The 19383-nt window shown below is 63.3% G+C and carries 12 protein-coding genes; 9 read left to right on the plus strand and 3 right to left on the minus strand.

Going from position 1 to position 19383, the window contains the following annotated elements:
* The 9 genes from IEX85_RS23950 to IEX85_RS05015 form a co-directional block, all read left to right on the plus strand.
* A partial coding sequence (locus tag IEX85_RS23950; RefSeq protein ID WP_229721796.1) for a type IV pilus inner membrane component PilO occupies positions 1 to 324 on the plus strand: 324 nt, incomplete at its 5' end.
* Positions 308 to 880, plus strand: a complete 573-nt coding sequence (locus IEX85_RS04980; protein ID WP_188858961.1) for a pilus assembly protein PilP — start codon at positions 308 to 310, stop codon at positions 878 to 880. The genes IEX85_RS23950 and IEX85_RS04980, both read left to right, overlap by 17 nt.
* Positions 881 to 899: 19 nt before the next feature.
* Positions 900 to 3047 carry a type IV pilus secretin PilQ gene (locus IEX85_RS04985; protein ID WP_229721797.1) on the plus strand — a complete coding sequence of 716 codons (2148 nt, stop codon included), beginning with the start codon at positions 900 to 902 and terminating at the stop codon, positions 3045 to 3047.
* Positions 3048 to 3064: 17 nt separating this feature from the next.
* Positions 3065 to 3583 carry a shikimate kinase AroK gene (gene aroK / locus IEX85_RS04990; protein ID WP_373290895.1) on the plus strand — a complete coding sequence of 173 codons (519 nt, stop codon included), beginning with the start codon at positions 3065 to 3067 and terminating at the stop codon, positions 3581 to 3583.
* Positions 3584 to 3632: 49 nt separating this feature from the next.
* A complete protein-coding gene (aroB, locus tag IEX85_RS04995; RefSeq protein WP_188858965.1) occupies positions 3633 to 4724 on the plus strand; it encodes a 3-dehydroquinate synthase in 1092 nt (363 codons plus the stop codon).
* 4 nt (positions 4725 to 4728) lie between these two features.
* Complete coding sequence (locus IEX85_RS05000; RefSeq protein ID WP_188858967.1) at positions 4729 to 6339, plus strand: SPOR domain-containing protein; 1611 nt, start codon at positions 4729 to 4731, stop codon at positions 6337 to 6339.
* A 282-nt stretch (positions 6340 to 6621) separates the two neighbouring features.
* Positions 6622 to 11076, plus strand: a complete 4455-nt coding sequence (gltB, locus tag IEX85_RS05005; protein WP_188858969.1) for a glutamate synthase large subunit — start codon at positions 6622 to 6624, stop codon at positions 11074 to 11076.
* A 71-nt stretch (positions 11077 to 11147) separates the two neighbouring features.
* Complete coding sequence (locus tag IEX85_RS05010) at positions 11148 to 12581, plus strand: glutamate synthase small subunit GltD family protein (protein ID WP_188858971.1); 1434 nt, start codon at positions 11148 to 11150, stop codon at positions 12579 to 12581.
* A gap of 569 nt (positions 12582 to 13150) precedes the next feature.
* Positions 13151 to 13351, plus strand: a complete 201-nt coding sequence (locus tag IEX85_RS05015) for a DUF2061 domain-containing protein (RefSeq protein ID WP_188858973.1) — start codon at positions 13151 to 13153, stop codon at positions 13349 to 13351.
* A 507-nt stretch (positions 13352 to 13858) separates the two neighbouring features.
* Here IEX85_RS05015 and putP read toward each other — a convergent pair.
* From putP to putA, 3 genes are all read right to left on the minus strand, one after another.
* Positions 13859 to 15349 carry a sodium/proline symporter PutP gene (putP, locus tag IEX85_RS05020; protein WP_188858974.1) on the minus strand — a complete coding sequence of 497 codons (1491 nt, stop codon included), beginning with the start codon at positions 15347 to 15349 and terminating at the stop codon, positions 13859 to 13861.
* Positions 15350 to 15461: 112 nt separating this feature from the next.
* On the minus strand, positions 15462 to 16163 hold the full coding sequence (locus tag IEX85_RS05025; RefSeq protein WP_188858976.1) for an aldehyde dehydrogenase family protein: 702 nt from the start codon (positions 16161 to 16163) through the stop codon (positions 15462 to 15464).
* Between the two features lie 13 nt (positions 16164 to 16176).
* Positions 16177 to 19287, minus strand: coding sequence for a bifunctional proline dehydrogenase/L-glutamate gamma-semialdehyde dehydrogenase PutA (putA, locus tag IEX85_RS05030; RefSeq protein ID WP_188858979.1), 3111 nt, complete (start codon positions 19285 to 19287; stop codon positions 16177 to 16179).
* Positions 19288 to 19383: the final 96 nt, after the last annotated feature.

Genomic DNA, 19383 nt, shown 5'->3' on the forward strand with positions numbered 1-19383 from the left:
GGGCGCTTCGCCGAGCTGCTGACACAGCTGCCAACCGACAAGGAGGTGCCCGGCCTGCTGGAGGATATCTCCGATATCGGTCGCGGTGCCGGACTCAGCATCAACAGCATCGCGCTGCAGGCCGAACGCAAGAGCAAGTTCTATGTCGAGCTGCCGATCAACATCAATGTGGTCGGGAGTTACCACGAACTGGGTCAGTTCGTCAGCGGTGTCGCGGCGATCAAGCGCATCGTGACACTGCACGACTACAGCATTCGGCCGGGCGGAGACCGGCTGTCGATGACAATCCAGGCGAAGACGTACCGCTATGACGACACCAAGTAAGCGTATCGCGGCAATCGGCGGCGGCAGGATCGCGGCGCTGGCTTTGCTGGCGGCTGCGAGCAGCGGCTGCATCTGGGTCGATGACACTTCCGATCTGCGGATGTACGTGCAGCAGACCCAGGCCCGCCCGCCGGGCAAGATCAAGCCTCTGCCCGAGTTCAAACCCTACGAGGCCTTCGTGTATCAGGGCGCGAGCCTGCGGGATCCCTTCCAGGCGCTGATCGAACTGGCGGTGGAGGAAGAGGAAGAGGCCCCGCCGCCGTCGGACCTCAAGCCGGACACCAGCCGGCCCAAAACCTACCTGGAAAGCTTTCCGGTCGATCGGCTGCAGATGGTCGGTACCATCACAGCGCTCGATGGTGGCAACCTCTGGGCGCTGCTCAAGGACCCCAACGGCGAGGTGCACAGGGTGACCAACGGCGATTACCTGGGACTCGACTACGGGCAGGTGGAAGCCGTCTCTGAACAGGGAATCGAACTGGTGGAAATCATTGAAAATGGACGCGGCGGCTGGATGGAGCGCCCGCGCATGATCGCCTTGCCGGAAAAAGAATGATCAAAGGACAGCTCGCGATATGAATACTTACAGCAACTGCAGGGAACACTCCCGTTCATGGAGTCTTGGGTGGCAGCTGATGCTGATGCTGGTCGTAGCATGCTGTCTTGTCACGGTGCAGGCGCAGGCGCAGAACGCGATGCTGAAGGACTCCTCCTTCGTCGCGCTGCCGGGCCACAAGCTCGAGGTGCGGCTGGATTTCGATATGCCGCCGCCGTCGCCGCGCGCCTACTCCATCGACAGTCCGCCGCGCCTGGTGCTGGATCTGTTCGGGGCCAGCAACGATATCGGTCGCCGGCAGCTCGATATCCGTACTGGGGCGGTGGAGAGCCTGAGTCTGGCCGAAACCGAAGGGCGGCTGCGTGTCGTTGCCAATCTCAATGAAATGGTTGGCTACGACGCCTACGCCGAGGGCAACTCGCTGTTCCTGGTCTTCGGCGGCGCGCCGGGCCTGCCGGCGGTCTCCTCCTCTGCACCGGCCAGGGCCGCGCCTGCTCCTGCGCCTGCGGCGCCGGCTCCTGCCGCCGCAAGTACATACGGAACCGGCATGCCGGCCATCCAGGGCACCCGGGTGCAGGGGATCGACTTCGAGCGCCTCGATGGCGGTCACGGTCGGGTGCTGATCAGCATGTCCGATGACAAGGCCGGTCTCGATATCGTCGAGGAAGGCAACAATGTCGTCGTTAACCTGCAGGGCGCAACGCTCTCCGGCTCGCTGAATCAGCGCGTCGATGTTCAGGACTTCGCCACTCCGGTGATGTTCATCGACTCGATGAGCAGCGGCCGCAACACCACCATACTGGTCAAGCCGGGTGCGGCTCCCTACGACTACATGGCCTACCAGACCGGCAATCAGCTGGTGCTGGACTTCAAGCCGATCACCTACGCCGAAGAAGAGCGACGCAAGCAGGACCGCTTCCCCTACACCGGCGAGAAAATCGACCTCAACTTCCAGGATGTCGAAATCCGTTCGGTACTGCAGATCATCGCCGAGGTCGCGGAGATGAACCTGGTGGTTGGCGATGAGGTCGGCGGCAACATCACCCTGCGCCTGAAAAACGTGCCCTGGGATCAGGCGCTCGATCTGGTGCTCAAGACCAACGGGCTGGCCAAGCGCGAAGTGGGCAACGTGATGCTGATCGGTTCCGCCCAGACTATCGCCGAACGTGAGCGCGCCGAACTCGAAGCGCAGAAACAGGTGAAGGAGCTGGCACCGCTGCTGACCGAGTTCATCCAGGTGGACTTCCGCAAGGCCAGTGAAATGAAGGGCCGGGTCGAAGAGGCCAAGCTGGTTTCGGAGCGCGGCTTCATCATGGCCGACGATGAAACCAATGTGCTGATGGTGCGCGAAACCGCCGCTCAGATCGAGGAAATCCGTGATACACTGCGGCGTTTCGACGTAGAAGTGGCTCAGGTCCTGATTGAGGCGCGTATCGTGTCGGCGTCGGCGGACTTCCAGAAGGATCTCGGTATCCGCTGGGGCATGGCCGGTATCGACGAGCGCAAGAACAGCTCCTTCGTGATCGATGGCGGCTCGCCGAGCAACACGCCGCAGTTTGTGCAAGGTTTTCCGGATACCGGCAACTCGAACCTGATGGTCGACCTGGGTGTAACGCCGCAGTCGTCCTTCGTGTTCAGCTACATCCGTGACAACTTCCTGCTGTCGGCCGAACTGTCGGCGCTGCAGACCGAAGGCAAGGCGGAGATCGTGTCGCAGCCGAAGGTGATCACCACCAACGGCAAGCCGGGTCTGATCGAGTCCGGCGTGCAGATCCCGTACCAGACTGTGGAAGATGGCGAGGTCAATATCGAGTTCGAGGATGCGACCCTGAAGCTGGAGGTGACGCCCCAGCTGAACCCGGGCGACCGCATCACCCTGGACCTGGACATCACCCAGGACTCGGTGGGCGCGGTACTGCCCAACGGTGAGGTCAGCATCAACACGAACCAGCTGCAGACCACGGTCAACGTGGCGGATGGCGATACGGTGGTGCTGGGCGGGGTGTTCCGCAATGAGTCGGTCAACAACCTCAGCAAGACACCGTTCTTTGGCGATATTCCGGTAATCAAGAACTTCTTCCGGAAGCGCGAGACCTCGAATACCAAGACGGAGCTGCTGATCTTCATTACGCCGAAACTGATCAGGGAGTCACTGGCGGTTCAGTAATCGGGGTTTGGCACAATTTGAACATCTTTCTTATTGGCCCTATGGGAGCTGGAAAAAGCACCATAGGGCGTCTTCTTTCTCAGGAACTGCATCTGGAGTTTGTCGACAGCGACCGGGAGATCGAATCCCGGGCCGGCGCCAATATCCCCTGGATCTTCGACGTCGAGGGCGAATCCGGCTTCCGGGACCGGGAGCAGAACGTGATCGCCGAGCTTTCCGCGCGCAACAACATCGTGATGGCGACGGGTGGCGGCGCTGTCATTCGGGAAGCCAACCGCAAGGCTCTCCAGAGTAACGGGCTGGTCGTCTACCTTCATACCACAGTCGATCAGCAGCTGGAGCGCACCTCCCGCGACAAGAACCGGCCCTTGCTGCAGACCGAAAACCCCGGCGAAATCCTGCAACAGTTGATGAGTCAGCGCGACCCGCTGTATCGTCAGACCTGCGATATCGTTCTGCACACCGATCGTCGCCACCCCCGGGCAGTGGTAACGGAAATCGTGCGTCAGCTGACACGACGAGGGCTCATCAACTGAGCGCCGGGCCGGTCGCCGGCAGTTTATTTTAAAGAGGAGCAAAGGTCCGATGCGGACGCTGAATGTCGAGCTGGGCGATCGTGCCTACCCCATCCACATTGGTGACGGCCTGTTGCGGCAGTCGCTGCTGCAGCCCTGCATCCGTGGCCGCCAGGTCTGTATCGTCACCAACGAAACGGTGGCCCCGCTGTACCTGGATGCTGTGGAAAGCTGTCTGCACGGCTTCGAGGTGGAGAGGGTGGTGCTGCCGGACGGCGAGCAGTTCAAGACCCTGGATACCGTCAACCGTATTTTCGACCGTCTGCTCGAAACACGGCAAAACCGCACTACGACCCTGATCGCGCTCGGGGGCGGGGTTATCGGTGACATGACCGGCTTTGCCGCTGCCTGCTATCAGCGCGGTGTCGACTTCATCCAGGTGCCGACGACGCTGTTGTCCCAGGTCGACTCTTCGGTGGGTGGCAAGACCGGTGTCAATCATCCCCTGGGCAAGAACATGATCGGTGCCTTCTATCAGCCCCGCTGCGTGCTGGCCGATACCGGGGTGCTAAAGACGCTGCCGCCGCGGGAACTTTCCGCCGGCATCGCCGAGGTGATCAAGTACGGTCTGATCTATGACAGCGACTTCTTCGACTGGCTCGAAGCTCATATCGACAGCCTCGTTGCCGGTGATGATGAAGCTCTGAGCCGGGCCATCTACCGTTCCTGCGAGATCAAGGCCGAGGTCGTGGCGCAGGACGAGAAGGAGTCCGGTATCCGCGCGCTGCTGAATCTCGGGCATACCTTCGGGCACGCGATCGAGGCCCATCAGGGCTACGGTCGCTGGTTGCACGGCGAAGCCGTGGCGGCCGGCACCCTGCTGGCGGCGGATCTGTCCCGCCGCCTGGGCTGGCTTACCGACGAGCAGATGGCTCGCATCGAGGCCATTCACCGCGCGGCGAAACTGCCGGTGCTGCCGCCGCCGGAGATGACGGTCGAGGACTTCCGCTCCCTGATGGCGGTCGACAAAAAGGTGCTGGATGGCCGGATCAGGCTGGTGCTGCTTCGCGGCATCGGCTCGGCGCTGGTGACCTCCGACTTCCCCGCCGAGCTCCTGGACGAAACCCTCGAGACGCGCCTGGGTCTGGCGCGGGCGGGCTAAGCCGATGGGGGCACAGCAGCCGGCGGTGCAGGACGCAACCTCCCGTTCGCCCTTCGTGGCGGATGCCCGGGCGGGCTATTTCGAGCCGCCGTCCCGGCTGCAGTTGCTGGAAAAACTCCAGCATCTCATTCGCTATTCCGATTTTCTGCTGCTGATCGAGGGCGGCAAGGGCAGCGGCAAGAGTACGTTGCTGAAGCAGCTGCGTCTCGAGGGCGAGGGCCGCTGCGCGCGCCTGGCGCTGACGGCCCGTACCGACAGCGCCGAGCTGCTGCGGCAGATCGCCGGGGCATCGGGTCTCGAGCCCGTCGAGGAGGACAGCGCCCGGCTTGAACAACTGCACGCAGAATCCCGCCTGCTGGAGGATACCGGGCAGCGCTGGCTGGTGCTGATCGACGACGCCGACCGTCTGAGCGACGAAGCTCTGCAGCTGCTGATCAATTTTCAGTGCTCCGCATCGCGCACGCTGCGCCTGGTGCTGGCGGCGCCGCGGCTGTCGCCGCGGCTGGATAGCCTGGGTCTGGATGATGTGCTCGATGGCCACAGGCATTGCGAGACATTGCAGCCCTTTACCCGTGAAGAGGCGGAAGAGTATCTGCAGCGGCGCTACCCGGCGCTCGAGGTGCTCGACAGCCGTCGCTTCGACAAGCTGGTGGGGCAGAGCGACCGTCTTCCCGGCAGCCTCGAGGCTCTGGCTGCCAGGGCGCTGCGCCTGGACCGCACAGAACTGCCGACAAGGCGCAGGGCGCCTATGCAGGTGCCGGCGTTGCTGCCCTTCGGCGTTGCCGGGCTGGTGCTGCTGACGCTGGTATCGATGGCCGGCTGGATCTGGTGGCAGCCGCAGGCGGAGGTGGTCCCCGGCGAACGGGTCTCGGTGCCGCTGGCGATGCCGGTACTGCCGGCCACGACCACAGAGCCCGTGGCGGAAATCGAATTGCAGTCGACGCCGCAGGCGTTCGAGGCGGGCCCGCAGATCGCGGACGACCCGCTGGCGCGGGCGGTATTCGCAGCGCCTGCCGCTACCCGGGTGGTGCCGGATGTCGCGGAGGTTACCGAGCCGCCGGCTGTATTCGGGACGGACGTTGTGACGGAAACTGTTGCGCAGCCGCAGCCGCAGCCGCAGCCGCAGCCGCAGCCGCAGCCGCAGCCGCAGCCGCAGCCGCAGCCGCAGCCGCAGCCGCAGCCGCAGCGCGCGCCGGTGCCGCCCGTGGAAGCGCCGGCAGCCGAGGCGCCGGTCGCCTCGGTGCTGGATGTCGCCGCGCCTGATACGGCTGCGATGCCATTGTCATCACAGCCGCCGGCACCGGAAGTGGCTGCCGATGGCGAGGATGCACTGCTACAATGGTCCGACAAGGGGTATACCTTGCAGATGCTGGGCGCCCGTCAGGCCGCCACGGCGAACAAGTTCATCGCCGCTCAGGCCGACCCGGATGCATTCCACTATTTTTCCACCCTGTACAAGGGTGAGCCGTGGCACGTGGTGATCTATGGTCGCTACGACAGCAGGCAGGCGGCGCTGACGGCGGTCTCTCAGTTGCCGCCGGATCTGCGGGATCTCAAGCCCTGGGCGCGCAGTATTCAGAGCGTAAAGGCGGACATTCGCAAGAAAGGCCCCTGACTTCCTATAACAGCCACGTTTCAGTGGCGTCCAATATCGACGGACGGATTCGCGGCGAACCCGCAGGCCGCGTCCTGTGGGCTTTACGGTCGTGTTACCGGCGCGTCGAAAGACCACCCTGGCAGCGATTCGGTGCCGCGTATTGATGTGGGCAAAATTTGTACCATGCCGGGGGCGTGTGTAGAATGGTCGTCCCATTTTTTCAGTATAGTGCGTCTGCGGTATCGAGGTTAGTGGTAACGCATTGATATAAAAGAACATTTTTGTTGAGAGAGATTGGCTATGAGTAAAGGTCTCTATCGTCCTGGCGAGTTCAAGGATAACTGCGGCTTCGGGCTTATGGCCCAGATGCAGGGCAATCCGAGCCATGACCTGCTTGAGAAGGCCATTGAAGCCCTGGCGTGTATGACCCATCGCGGCGGTATCGCTGCCGATGGCAAGACAGGTGACGGTTGCGGCCTGCTGATGCAAAAGCCGGATTCCTTTCTGCGTGCGGTGGCGCGCGAGGAACTGGGTCTGGAGCTGGATGAGCAATATGCGGTCGGTATGGTGTTTTTGCCCCGTACCGCCGCTGAGGCTCAGGCGGCACGCGACATCCTGAACCGCGAGCTCGAAGCCGAGGGCCTCGGCGTGGCCGGTTGGCGTGTGGTGCCGACCGACGAGAGCTGCCTCGGTCCCATCGCCCGGGATACGCTGCCGCTGATCGAGCAGGTGCTGGTGAACGGCAAGGGCAAGAGCGAGCGCGAGCTGGCCATCAGCCTCTTCGTGGCGCGTCGCAAGGCCGAAATTCAGCTGGCCGATGACGAAGACTTCTACATCTGCAGCCTTTCCGACAAGGTCCTCTCTTACAAGGGGCTGACCATGCCGGTCGATCTGCCGGTGTTCTACAAGGACCTGGCTGATCCGCGTCTGGAAACCGCGGTCTGCACCTATCACCAGCGTTTCTCGACCAATACCGCGCCGCGCTGGCAGCTGGCGCAGCCGTTCCGTTTTCTTGCCCACAACGGCGAGATCAACACCATCGAAGGCAACCGCAACTGGGCCCGCGCGCGCGCGCCGAAGTTCGTCACCGAACAGTTGCCGAACCTCGAGGAACTGCAGCCGATCGTCAACACCACCGGTTCCGACTCGTCCAGCATGGACAACATGCTGGAGTTCCTGATGATCGGTGGCATGGACATCTACCGCGCCGTGCGCACCATCGTGCCGCCGGCCTGGCAGAACGTCGAAACCATGGATGCCGAGCTGCGGGCCTTCTACGAATACAACTCCATGCACATGGAAGCCTGGGACGGTCCGGCCGGCATGGTCATGACCGATGGCCGCTACGCTGTGTGCATGCTGGACCGCAACGGCCTGCGCCCGTCGCGCTGGGTGATGACCCGCGACGGCTACATCTGCACCGCTTCCGAGATCGGCGTGTTCGATTACAAGCCCGAGGATATCGTCGCTCAGGGACGTGTGGGGCCGGGCCAGATTCTGGCGATCGACACCAGCAACGGCGACGTGCTGCATACCGAGGACGTCGACAACTACCTCAAGGTGCAGCATCCCTACAAGCAGTGGCTGAAAGAGAATTCGCTGCGTCTCGAAACCACCATGAGCTTCACCGAAGAGTCGCGCTCCTTCCCGGAGATGTCCGCGGACGAAGTGAAGACGCACATGAAGATGTTCCAGGTCTCCTTCGAAGAGCGTGACCAGATCATCCGCCCGCTCGGCGAAACCGGCATGGAAGCGGTCGGCTCCATGGGCGACGACAAGCCGATGGCGGTGCTGTCTTACAATGTGCGTTCGCCCTACGACTATTTCCGTCAGCAGTTCGCCCAGGTGACCAACCCGCCCATCGACCCGCTGCGCGAAGCCATCGTGATGTCGCTGGAGACCTGCCTCGGCGCCGAGCGCAATGTCTTCGAAGATACACCCGAGCACGCCCGTCGTGTCATCCTGAGCACACCGGTGCTGTCGGCGAGCAAGTTCAACCGCATTCGCGACAACAGCGAGCCGGGCTTCGAGGTCGCGCGCCTGGATCTGAACTACGATCCGGCCATCGGTCTGGAGCAGGCCGTTCGCAATCTCTGCGACGCCGCAGAGCAGGCGGTACGTGACGGCAAGGTAGTGCTGGTGCTGTCCGATGCCGGTATCGAGCAGGGCAAGCTGCCGATTCACGCCGCCATGGCGACCGGCGCGGTCAACCATCGCCTGATCGACAGCGGTCTGCGCACCGACGCCAACCTGATCGTCGAGAGCGGTACGGCGCGTGACCCGCACCATTTCGCGGTACTGTTCGGCTTCGGTGCTACCGCGGTGTATCCGTACCTGGCGTACCGTGTGCTGAACGATCTCTGCGCCAGCGGCGAGCTGCAGATGGCGCCGCTCGATGCCCACGAGAACTATCGCAAGGGCATCAACAAGGGGCTGCTGAAGATCCTGTCGAAGATGGGTATCTCCACCATCGCTTCCTACCGTGGCGCTCAGCTGTTCGAAGCCATCGGCCTGAGCTCCGAGGTGGTCGATCTCTGCTTCAAGGGCGTCACCAGCCGCATCGAAGGTGCGCGCTTCGAGGACTTCCAGTTCGAACAGCAGCAGCTGGCGAAGGAAGCCTGGACCGCGCGCAAGCCGATCCAGCCCGGCGGCCTGCTGAAGTACAAGCACGGCGGTGAATATCACGCCTACAACCCGGACGTGGTGCGCGCCATTCACGAGGCGGTCGAGAGCGGCGACTGGAACAAGTACCAGCAGTACGCGGATCTGGTCAACAACCGCGGCATCGCCACGCTGCGCGATATGCTCGCGCTGCGTGACGACGTCAAGGCGATCCCGCTGGACGAGGTCGAGCCGGTCGAGGCGATTTTCCCGCGCTTCGACTCCGCGGCCATGTCGCTGGGTGCACTGTCGCCGGAGGCCCACGAGGCGCTGGCGGTGGCCATGAACGAGCTGGGCGGCCGCTCCAACTCCGGTGAAGGCGGCGAAGATCCGGCGCGTCACGGCACCATCAAGCGCTCCAAGATCAAGCAGGTGGCCTCGGGCCGTTTCGGCGTCACGCCGGAATACCTAATGAGCGCCGATGTCATGCAGATCAAGGTGGCCCAGGGCGCGAAGCCCGGCGAGGGCGGCCAGCTGCCGGGCGGCAAGGTCAACGAACTGATCGCGCGTCTGCGCTACTCGGTACCGGGCGTGACCCTGATCTCGCCGCCGCCGCACCACGATATCTACTCGATCGAGGACCTGGCGCAGCTGATCTTCGACCTCAAGCAGATCAACCCTGAAGGTCTGGTCTCGGTCAAGCTGGTGTCCCGTCCGGGCGTCGGCACCATTGCCTGCGGTGTTGCCAAGGCATACGCCGACCTGATCACCATCTCCGGTTACGACGGCGGCACCGCGGCATCGCCGATGGCGTCGATCCACTATGCCGGTTCTCCGTGGGAGCTGGGCCTGTCCGACGCGCACCAGTCGCTGCGCGGCAACCAGCTGCGCGGCAAGATCCGTCTGCAGACCGATGGCGGTCTCAAGACCGGTCTCGATGTGGTCAAGGCCGCGATGCTGGGCGCCGAGAGCTTCGGCTTCGGCACCATGCCGATGGTGGCGCTGGGCTGCAAGTACCTGCGTATCTGCCACCTCAACAACTGCGCCACCGGCGTCGCGACCCAGAACGACAAGCTGCGTCAGGACCACTTCCGCGGCACTGTCGAAATGGTCAAGAACTACTTCCGCTTCGTCGCCGAGGAAACCCGTCAGTGGATGGCCCAGCTGGGTATCCGCTCGCTGGAGGAACTGGTCGGCCGCGTCGATCTGCTGACCGTGGTGGAAGGCGAAACGCCGCGCCAGCGGGCGCTGGATCTGAGCCCGATCATCAGCGACGGCGGCGTGCCGGCGGAATATCCGCACACCGTTCAGGAGCACCGCAACGAGCCGTTCGACAAGGGCGAGCTGAACAGCGCCATGCTGGAACTGGCGGAAGAGGCCATCGATGCCAAGCGCGGCGGTGACTGGGAGCTGGCCATCTGCAACTGCGACCGTTCGGTCGGTGCCCGTACCTCCGGCGCCATCGCCAAGCGTTACGGCAACGCAGGCATGGCCGAAGAGCCGGTGACCTTCCGCTTCCGCGGCCACGCCGGTCAGTCGTTCGGCGTCTGGAATGCCGGCGGCCAGAACCTGATCCTCGAAGGCGATGCCAACGACTATGTCGGCAAGGGCATGGCTGGCGGCAAGCTGGTGCTGTACCCGTTCAAGGAAGTGACCTTCAGGTCGAACGAAACCTCGATCATGGGCAACACCTGCCTGTACGGCGCCACCGGCGGCAAGCTGTTCGCAGCGGGCCGTGCGGGCGAGCGCTTCGCGGTACGCAACTCCGGCGTCCACGCGGTCGTCGAAGGGGCGGGCGATCACTGCTGCGAATACATGACCGGCGGTCTGGTCACGGTGCTCGGTTCCACCGGTTACAACTTCGGTGCCGGTATGACCGGGGGCTTCGCCTACGTGCTGGATCTGGAAAACAACTTCGTCGACAAGTACAACCATGAACTGGTCGAGATCCATCGTATCCACACCGAGCAGATGGAAGCGTACAAGAACCACCTGCGTTCGGTGATCATCGAGTTTGTCAGGGAAACCGGCAGCGCCTGGGGCCAGGAGATCGTGGATAACTTCTACGACTTCATCGGACGGTTCTGGCTGGTCAAGCCCAAGGCCGCGAGCCTGAACGCACTGCTGGACAATATCCGCCAGCGTCCGGAATAAGTACCGATCAAGCTTAGATGAAGTTAACGAGTGCCCGCCGCGAGGCGGGCGCCCAAAATGAGGTGGGGACTATGTCCAATCGTCCGAACAACCATTTTCAGTTCCTCGATGTGGAACGCGAAGGACCGAGCAAGATCCATGCTGAGGTCCGCAAGCGCGAATTCGCCGAGATCTACGAGCCGTTCAAGCAGGAAGAGGCGGCCGACCAGTCGCATCGCTGCCTGGAGTGCGGCAACCCATACTGTTCCTGGAAGTGCCCGGTGCACAACCATATTCCGAACTGGCTCAAGCTGGTTTCCGAGGGCAACATCCTCGAGGCGGCCGAACTCAGCCACCAGACCAACTCGCTGCCGGAAGTCTGCGGCCGCGTCTGCCCGCAGGACCGTCTGTGCGAGGGGGCCTGTACCCTCAATGACGGTTTCGGAGCGGTGACCATCGGTTCGGTGGAGAAGTACATCACCGACACCGCTTTCGCCATGGGCTGGCGTCCGGACATGTCCAACGTGATCCGCACCGACAAGAAGGTCGCGGTCATCGGCGCAGGCCCCGCGGGCCTTGGCTGTGCCGATATCCTGGTGCGCAACGGCGTCACCCCGGTGGTGTTCGACCGTCACCCGGAAATCGGCGGTCTGCTGACCTTCGGTATCCCGGAGTTCAAGCTGGAGAAGGACGTGGTCAAGCTGCGTCGCCGCATCTTCGAGGAGATGGGTGTCGAATTCCGTCTCAACACCGAGATCGGCAAGGATATCTCGATGCAGCAGCTGCTGGACGAGTACGACGCCGTTTTCCTCGGTATGGGCACCTATACCTACATGAAGGGCGGTTTCCCGGGCGAGGACCTCGACGGCGTGTTCGATGCGCTGCCGTTCCTGATCTCGAACGTCAATCACTGCATGGGCTTCGAGAAGGATGCGTCGGAATACATCGACATGAGCGGCAAGCGCGTCGTCGTGCTCGGCGGCGGCGACACCGCGATGGACTGCAACCGCACCTCCATTCGCCAGGGTGCGACCAGCGTCACCTGCGCCTACCGCCGCGACGAGGCCAACATGCCCGGTTCGCGCAAGGAAGTGGAAAATGCCCGTGAAGAGGGCGTGCAGTTCATGTTCAACCGTCAGCCGGTCGAAATCGTTGGCGAAAACGGCAAGGTCGTCGGCGTCAAGCTGGTGACTACCCGCATGGGCGAGCCGGACGAGAACGGCCGTCGTCGCGCTGAAGTGGTGCCAGGCTCCGAAGAAGTGCTGGACGCCGACGCGGTACTGGTCGCCTTCGGCTTCCGTCCGAGTCCGGCGCCCTGGTTCACCGAACACGGTATCGAGCTGCACCAGGACGGTCGCATCCAGACCGAGGAAGCTCCGCGCGAGCAGGGCCGTTTCCCGTACCAGACCAGCAATGCCAAGGTCTTCGCCGGCGGCGATATGGTGCGCGGTTCCGACCTGGTGGTCACGGCTATCGCCGAAGGTCGCGCCGCGGCCGAAGGCATCCTCGACTATCTCGAGGTGTAAGCGACCACTGCCGTCGTCTCAAGGCCGCCTTCGAGCGGCCTTGTTCGTTTTCGAAGGCACGGATTGGAGGGTGGGTCTAGCGATGCATTGGCACTAGCGTGATGTTATCTGCTTGGTTTGCGCATCGCGTAACCCGCAATATCGATCGTATTGCAGATCGATTGGCTTCAGTCGTCACGGATCAGAAAATGCACTTGTAGGAGCTCGCTCCGCGAGCGAACCGAAGATTGGCAGCGTGCTGCAAGGCTGTTCGCCCACAGAGTGGGCTCCTACGTTCGCTGCGTGGGAGCTGCGCCCTGCGGCGAAGGAGTTTTGAGTTAACAGTTGACAGCTAACAGCCGGCAATAACAGTGATTCACGCCTCACGCCTCACGCCTCACGCCTCACGCCTCACGCCTCACGCCTCCCCTTGCATTGGCTTCTGCAATGCAAGGATTTCCGCCATCCCTGGCGGTCACGCCCTTACGATAGCCAATAACTAACACCACTATACATTCAATATATTTCTCGCTAAAAACGATAACGCCTATCATTTGCATAAATGCAAGCGCAGACATGAGGAGGCGGCCATGTTGAAAACACTGAGTTTCGCACTGATGCACTTCAGCATCGCCTTCGCCGTCGCCTGGTTGCTGACCGGCGATATCCTGATCGGCGGTACCCTCGCGCTGGTGGAACCGGCGGTCAACAGCGTGGCGTATTTCTTCCACGAGAAACTGTGGAGCCGCAAGCGCGTGGCGCAGGCTCCGGATGCAGTGGTTCGGGTCTGACGTAGGGTGCCGGTGAGCAACGAGAACCGCACCGTGTCAAAACCGGTGCGGTTCACTACGTTCACCGGCACCCTACGCCTGACGCCTGACGCCTGACGCCTGACGCCTGACGCCTTTCCGTACATCCTGTACCTAAACCCCGCTCCAGTCGTTTTAGGCTCCGCTGCGTTCTGAAGCACGCCGCTCCTCGGCTTTGGCATCCTGCGTCGCTCTACCTCCTGCGTCCCTGCAGTCGTGCGCATGAAGGCCATGGATGGCCTGAAGCCAGTTATTGCAGCAGCAAATAACTGCCCATGCGCCCGCGGGATGACCGCCAGGGATGGCGGAAACGCCATTTTTGCAGGAGCAAAAAATGGTGACCGTACATCCTGTACATAAACCCCGCTCCAGCACATCCTGTGCTCGCGGGATAAATACGTCCATGTATAAAAAAACAGCCCCGGATGGGGCTGCAAAGGTTGAGAGACAGTCTGTGCCCGGTCCGGTCGGACGGGCGGGATGCGGATGTCAGAGCTTGCTGCGGTAGCTGTCGAAGCGGGCCTGTACGGTGGCGGGCGGGGCCGCAGTCGCCAGGGACGCGATGACGATGGCGATGGTCGCGAAGATCACGCCGGGCACGATTTCGTAGAGGTCGTAGATGCCGCCGGAGACCTGCTTCCACAGCACGACGGTGATGCCGCCGACCAGGATGCCGGCCAGGGCGCCGTTACGGTTCATGCGCTTCCAGTACAGCGCCAGGATCAGGGTCGGGCCGAAGGCGGCGCCGAAGCCGGCCCAGGCGTAGGAGACCAGGCCCAGGACCGTACTGTCGGGATTCATTGCCAGCATCAGTGCGACAATCGAGAGGCCGATGACGGCAATCCGTCCGACCATGACGATTTCCTTCTGCGAGGCGTCTTTGCGCAGCAGCTGACGGTAGAAGTCCTCGGCCAGCGCAGATGAGGATACCAGCAGCTGGGAGTCGGCGGTGCTCATGATAGCGGCGAGAATGGCCGCCAGCAGGATACCGGCGACGATCGGGTTGAACAGGGCGTTGACCAGAACCATGAAGATGGTTTCGCCATCGCCGAGGGAGCCGCCCAGCTTGCTGTCGACATAGATGATGCCGGCCAGGCCCACGAGGAAGGCGCCGGCCATCGACAGGCCAGACCAGATCACCGCGATACGGCGCGCCGTCGGCACGTCATTGTTGCCGCGGATGCCCTTGAAACGCGCCAGAATGTGCGGCTGGCCGAAGTAGCCGAGCCCCCATGCCGCCAGTGAGACGATGGCGATCCAGGTCAGCGGTTGTCCGTTGACATCGCGCCAGATGGTCAGCAGCTCGGGGTTCTTGGCTTCCAGGGCACCGAACAGTTCGCCGATCCCGCCATCGACCTGCATCGCGATGATGGGCACGATGACCAGCGCTGCGGCCATCAGCAGGCCCTGTACCAGGTCCGTCCAGGACACCGCCAGAAAGCCGCCGAACAGGGTGTAGGACACGACCGCCAGGGTGCCGACGATTACGGCTATGCTGTAGTCCAGCCCGAACACGGTCTCGAACAGTTTGCCGCCGGCAACGAGGCCTGAGCTGGTGTAGAACAGGAAAAACAGCAGGATGAAAAAGGCCGAGATCACCTGCAGCAGCTTGCTGGCGTCTTCGAAGCGGTTGGCGAAGAACTCGGGCAGGGTCAGCGAGTTGTCGGCCTCGTAGCTGTAGGTGCGCAGTCGCTTGGCGACCAGCAGCCAGTTGAGCCAGGTGCCGAGCAACAAGCCGCCGCCGAGCCAGATCGCCTCCATGCCGGAGGCGAAGGCGTAGCCGGGCAGGCCCAGTAGCAGCCAGCCGCTCATGTCCGAGGCGCCTGCTGAAAGCGCCGCGGGCCAGGGGCCGAGAGAGCGGCCTCCGAGGAAGTAGTCGGACGAGTTCGAGGTACGCCGGTAGGCGTAGACACCGATCGCCAGCATGACGGCGAGATAGACGATAAAAGTGCCGATTATGGCTGCGGAGTTTTCGATCATAAAGTTGAGCCTCTGTGATTGAGTGCCTTAACAGGCTTTTATTATTTTGGTTTCCGGATTGGCAATGGCGGAAAGGCAGACAGCCCCGTTTCCACGGGGCCGTCGAGGACCGTCATTCGGCCTTGCCACCGAGCTCCAGCAGGGTTGCATTGCCACCTACGGCGGTGGTGTTGGTGGTACGCACGCGTTCGGTGATGAACCTTGCCAGGTAGTGCTCGCTGCCGATCGTCGGCAGCTGCCCGGTATCGGTTTCGGCGATCAGCTGTACCAGAACGCCGTCGCGCTCGCTGAGCTGACGGTTGAGCGCGCGTGCGTTGGCATCGCTGCCGACGAGGGCGAAGGCGGCGATGGACGGGCAGGTCGCGAGTTCTGTCAGGCTGCGGTCCTCGATCAGCTGCACTACCGCCGCCGGGCAGCTGCCGGCGACCAGCAGGCGCACCAGGTAGCGACAGAAGCCGGTATGGGAGGCGGCGGGCGCCAGCAATACCACGTTGCCGCTGATCAGCGCCGCGATCAGCTGACCCAGGATCGCCACTTCAGTGGCGCTCTCTTCGGACGCGGCGATCACCAGGCCGCGACCGGAGGTGAACAGCACGTTTGACTCTCCGGTCGGCCCCGGCAGTTCCAGCTCGTCGCCTAGCAGGCGCAGGGCCTGATCGATCTGCCAGCGCGCGATGCGCGCCTGGTCGTCACTCAACTGGCTGGCGAAATGCCGCAGCAGCGGGGCGCGACCGTCAACGCCAAGAGCGTTCCAGCCTTCCCAGGCATCGAGCGCGGCCTGGACGGGAATGTCGAATGTGTTCGCTTGGGACATGGTATACCTCCGGTCAGATCGTCACTTCATGGGCAAAGCGCGGCAGGTAACGCGGGCCGCCGGCTTTCGGTCCGGTGCCGGACAGGCCCTGGCCGCCGAACGGCTGAACGCCCACTACCGCACCGACCTGGTCGCGGTTGATATAGGTGTTGCCGACCCGCACGCGGCGGGCGATATGGCGGGTGGTCTCCTCGTTGCGGCTGTGGACGCCCAGGGTCAGGCCATAGCCGGTGGCGTTGATGGCATCGATGACCTTGTCCAGTTCGGATGCCTTGTAGCGCACCAGGTGCAGGATGGGGCCGAACTGTTCGCGCTCGAGCTGGGCGATGGAGTCGATCTCGAACGCCGTCGGTGCCACGAAGGTCCCCTCGGAGGCGTCGGGCGGCAGCGGTGTCTGGGCCACGAGGCGGGCACTGCGTTTCATCTTTTCGATATGGTTCAGCAGGCCCTGCTGGGCTTCGCGATCGATCACCGGACCGACGTCGGTGCTGTGCAGACTGGGATCGCCGACCACCTGCTCCTGCATGGCACCGCGCAGCATTTCGACGATGCGATCGGCGACGTCTTCCTGGACGTAGAGCACGCGTAACGCCGAGCAGCGCTGTCCGGCGGAGGCGAAGGCCGAGCGCAGGACGTCGCGCACGACCTGTTCCGGCAGTGAAGTGGAGTCGATGATCATGGCGTTCTGGCCGCCGGTTTCAGCGATCAGCGGCACTATGCCGCTGTCGCGATGGGCCAGTGCGCGGTTGATCAGTTGCGCAGTCTCGGTGGAGCCGGTGAAGGCGACGCCCGCGATCCGGCTGTCGGCGGTCAGCGGTGCGCCGACGGTGGCGCCGTCGCCCGGCAGCAGGGCCAGCGCATTGGCCGGAATACCGGCTTGCAGCGCCAGCTGCACTGCGCGCCAGGCGATCAGACTGGTCTGTTCGGCGGGCTTGGCGATAACGCTGTTGCCGGCGACCAGGGCGGCGCTCACCTGTCCGAGGAAGATCGCCAGCGGGAAGTTCCAGGGACTGATGCAGGCGAAAACGCCGCGGCCTTCCAGACGGTAGCGGCGCTCGGCGCCGTCGAAGCCGGTGCAGAGCTGCACCTGGCCCAGGTTTTCGCAGGCCTGGATGGCGTAGTAACGACAGAAGTCCACAGCTTCACGGACCTCGTCGATGCTGTCCTGAATGGTCTTGCCGGCCTCGAGATGGCAGAGCGCAACCAGCTCCTCGAGGTTTTCCTCCAGCAGGTCCGCCAGGCGCTGCAGGCAGGCGGCGCGTTCTTGCACCGGCGTGGCGTTCCAGCCGGCAAAACCCTCGCCGACCAGGTCCAGCGCTTCGGACACTTCCTCGCGACCGGCCCAGTGCACGCTGCCGGCCCTGATGCTGCGGTTCTGGGGGGCGAGCACGTCGCGGGCGTCGCCGCACCGGCGCTGCCGGCCGCCGATGATGGGGCCGCCGTGCCACTGCTGCTGCATGAAGCCTTCGACAGCGGCATGGAACGGCTGCCACTCGCACTCGATCTCGGTATTGGGAGCGAGAGAGTTGCGGCGCTCGGCGCCGTATATCGCTTCGGGCAGCGGAATATGCGGATTGGACAGCGAGGCGCGGCTCTTCAGGGTCTCGACCGGGTGGTGCACCAGGTCGGCGATAGGGTGACGGGCGTCGACCAGGCGGTGCACGAAGGAACTGTTGGCGCCGTTCTCGAGCAGTCGGCGCACCAGGTACGGCAGCAGGTCCTTGTGGCTGCCGACCGGGGCGTAGATGCGTACGTTCACCGACTGATGCTTCAGCACGGTGTTGTAGAGGGCGTCGCCCATGCCGTGAAGGCGCTGGAACTCGAAACCACTGTGCTGCGCCATCGCCATCACCGCCGCGACGGTGTGGGCGTTGTGGCTGGCGAACTGCGGATAGATCTTGCCGCGCACCGGCTGGCTCAGCAGGAAACGGGCGCAGGCCAGATAGGAGGTGTCGGTTGCCTCCTTGCGGGTGTAGACCGGGTAGCCCCGAAACCCGTGTTGCTGACACAGCTTGATCTCGGCATCCCAGTAGGCGCCCTTGACCAGCCGCACCGGAATGCGGTCGCCCTGCTCGCCGGCCAGTGCCGCGAGCCAGGCCAGTACCGGCAGTGCGCGCTTGGAGTACGCCTGCACCACCAGGCCGAAGTTGCCCCAGCCCTGGCAGGCCGGATCGCGGTAGAGCGCTTCGAACAGTTCCAGCGACAGTTCCAGGCGGTCCGCTTCCTCGGCGTCGACGGTGATACCGACGTCCAGCGCGCGGGCTTTTTCGATCAGCTGCAGCACCCGGTCGCGCAGCTCGGTCAGCACGCGGGCCTTCTGGCCCACTTCGTAGCGCGGGTGCAGCGCGGACAGCTTGATCGAGATGGTGGGCCTGGGGGCCTTGCCGCTGCCGTAGTTGTCCCTGCCGACGGATTCGATGGCGCTCAGGTAGTCGTTGAAGTACTTGTCGGCGTCGCGTGATGTCAACGCGGCTTCGCCCAGCATGTCGAAGGAATAGGTATAGCCGAGGTCGCGGTACTTGCGGCCGCGCTTGAGCGCCTCGCCGATGTTGCGTCCGAGCACGAACTGGTGACCCATGATCTTCATGGCCTGATACATGGCCTTACGGATCACCGGTTCGGAAAACTTGTTGACCAGTCGGTTGATGACGTTGGACGGGGTGCCATCGTCCTTTTCGTCCATGGCGACCACTTTGCCGGTCAGCAGCAGGCCCCAGGTCGAGGCGTTGACGAACAGGGAGTCGGAATTCTTCAGGTGGGTCTTCCAGTCGGCGACGCTGAGCTTGTCGCGGATCAGGGCGTCGGCGGTGTCGGCGTCCGGTATGCGCATCAGCGCCTCGGCCAGGCACATCAGCAGAATGCCTTCGCGGGTATCGAGACTGTACTCCAGCAGCAGCGCGTCGATCATGTGAATGGCGCCGTCGTCGGCGCGTACCTGCTCGATCAGCGTGGTGGCGCTGCGGGTGCTGGTCTTGAGCTCTTCGCTGCCGGGTTCGGCCAGCGGCAGCAGTTCACGCAGCCAACGGTCTTCGTCGATGCTGTAAAGCGGCGATATCTCCGTCCAGATCTCCGCCGGTTTGCGGGAGACGAAGTCCGGGTTTAGCACATCAGTAGCTTTGAACATGTTCAGCGTACCTCTGGATTGAAGGACTTGTCCGTGATGCAGACAGCTTAGTGCATGGCTGAATCACGGACGCCGAAGGCGCTGTTGCCGGCCCCG

Origin of the sequence: Marinobacterium nitratireducens (genome assembly GCF_014645375.1) — a bacterium.
GTDB lineage: Bacteria > Pseudomonadota > Gammaproteobacteria > Pseudomonadales > Balneatricaceae > Marinobacterium_A > Marinobacterium_A nitratireducens.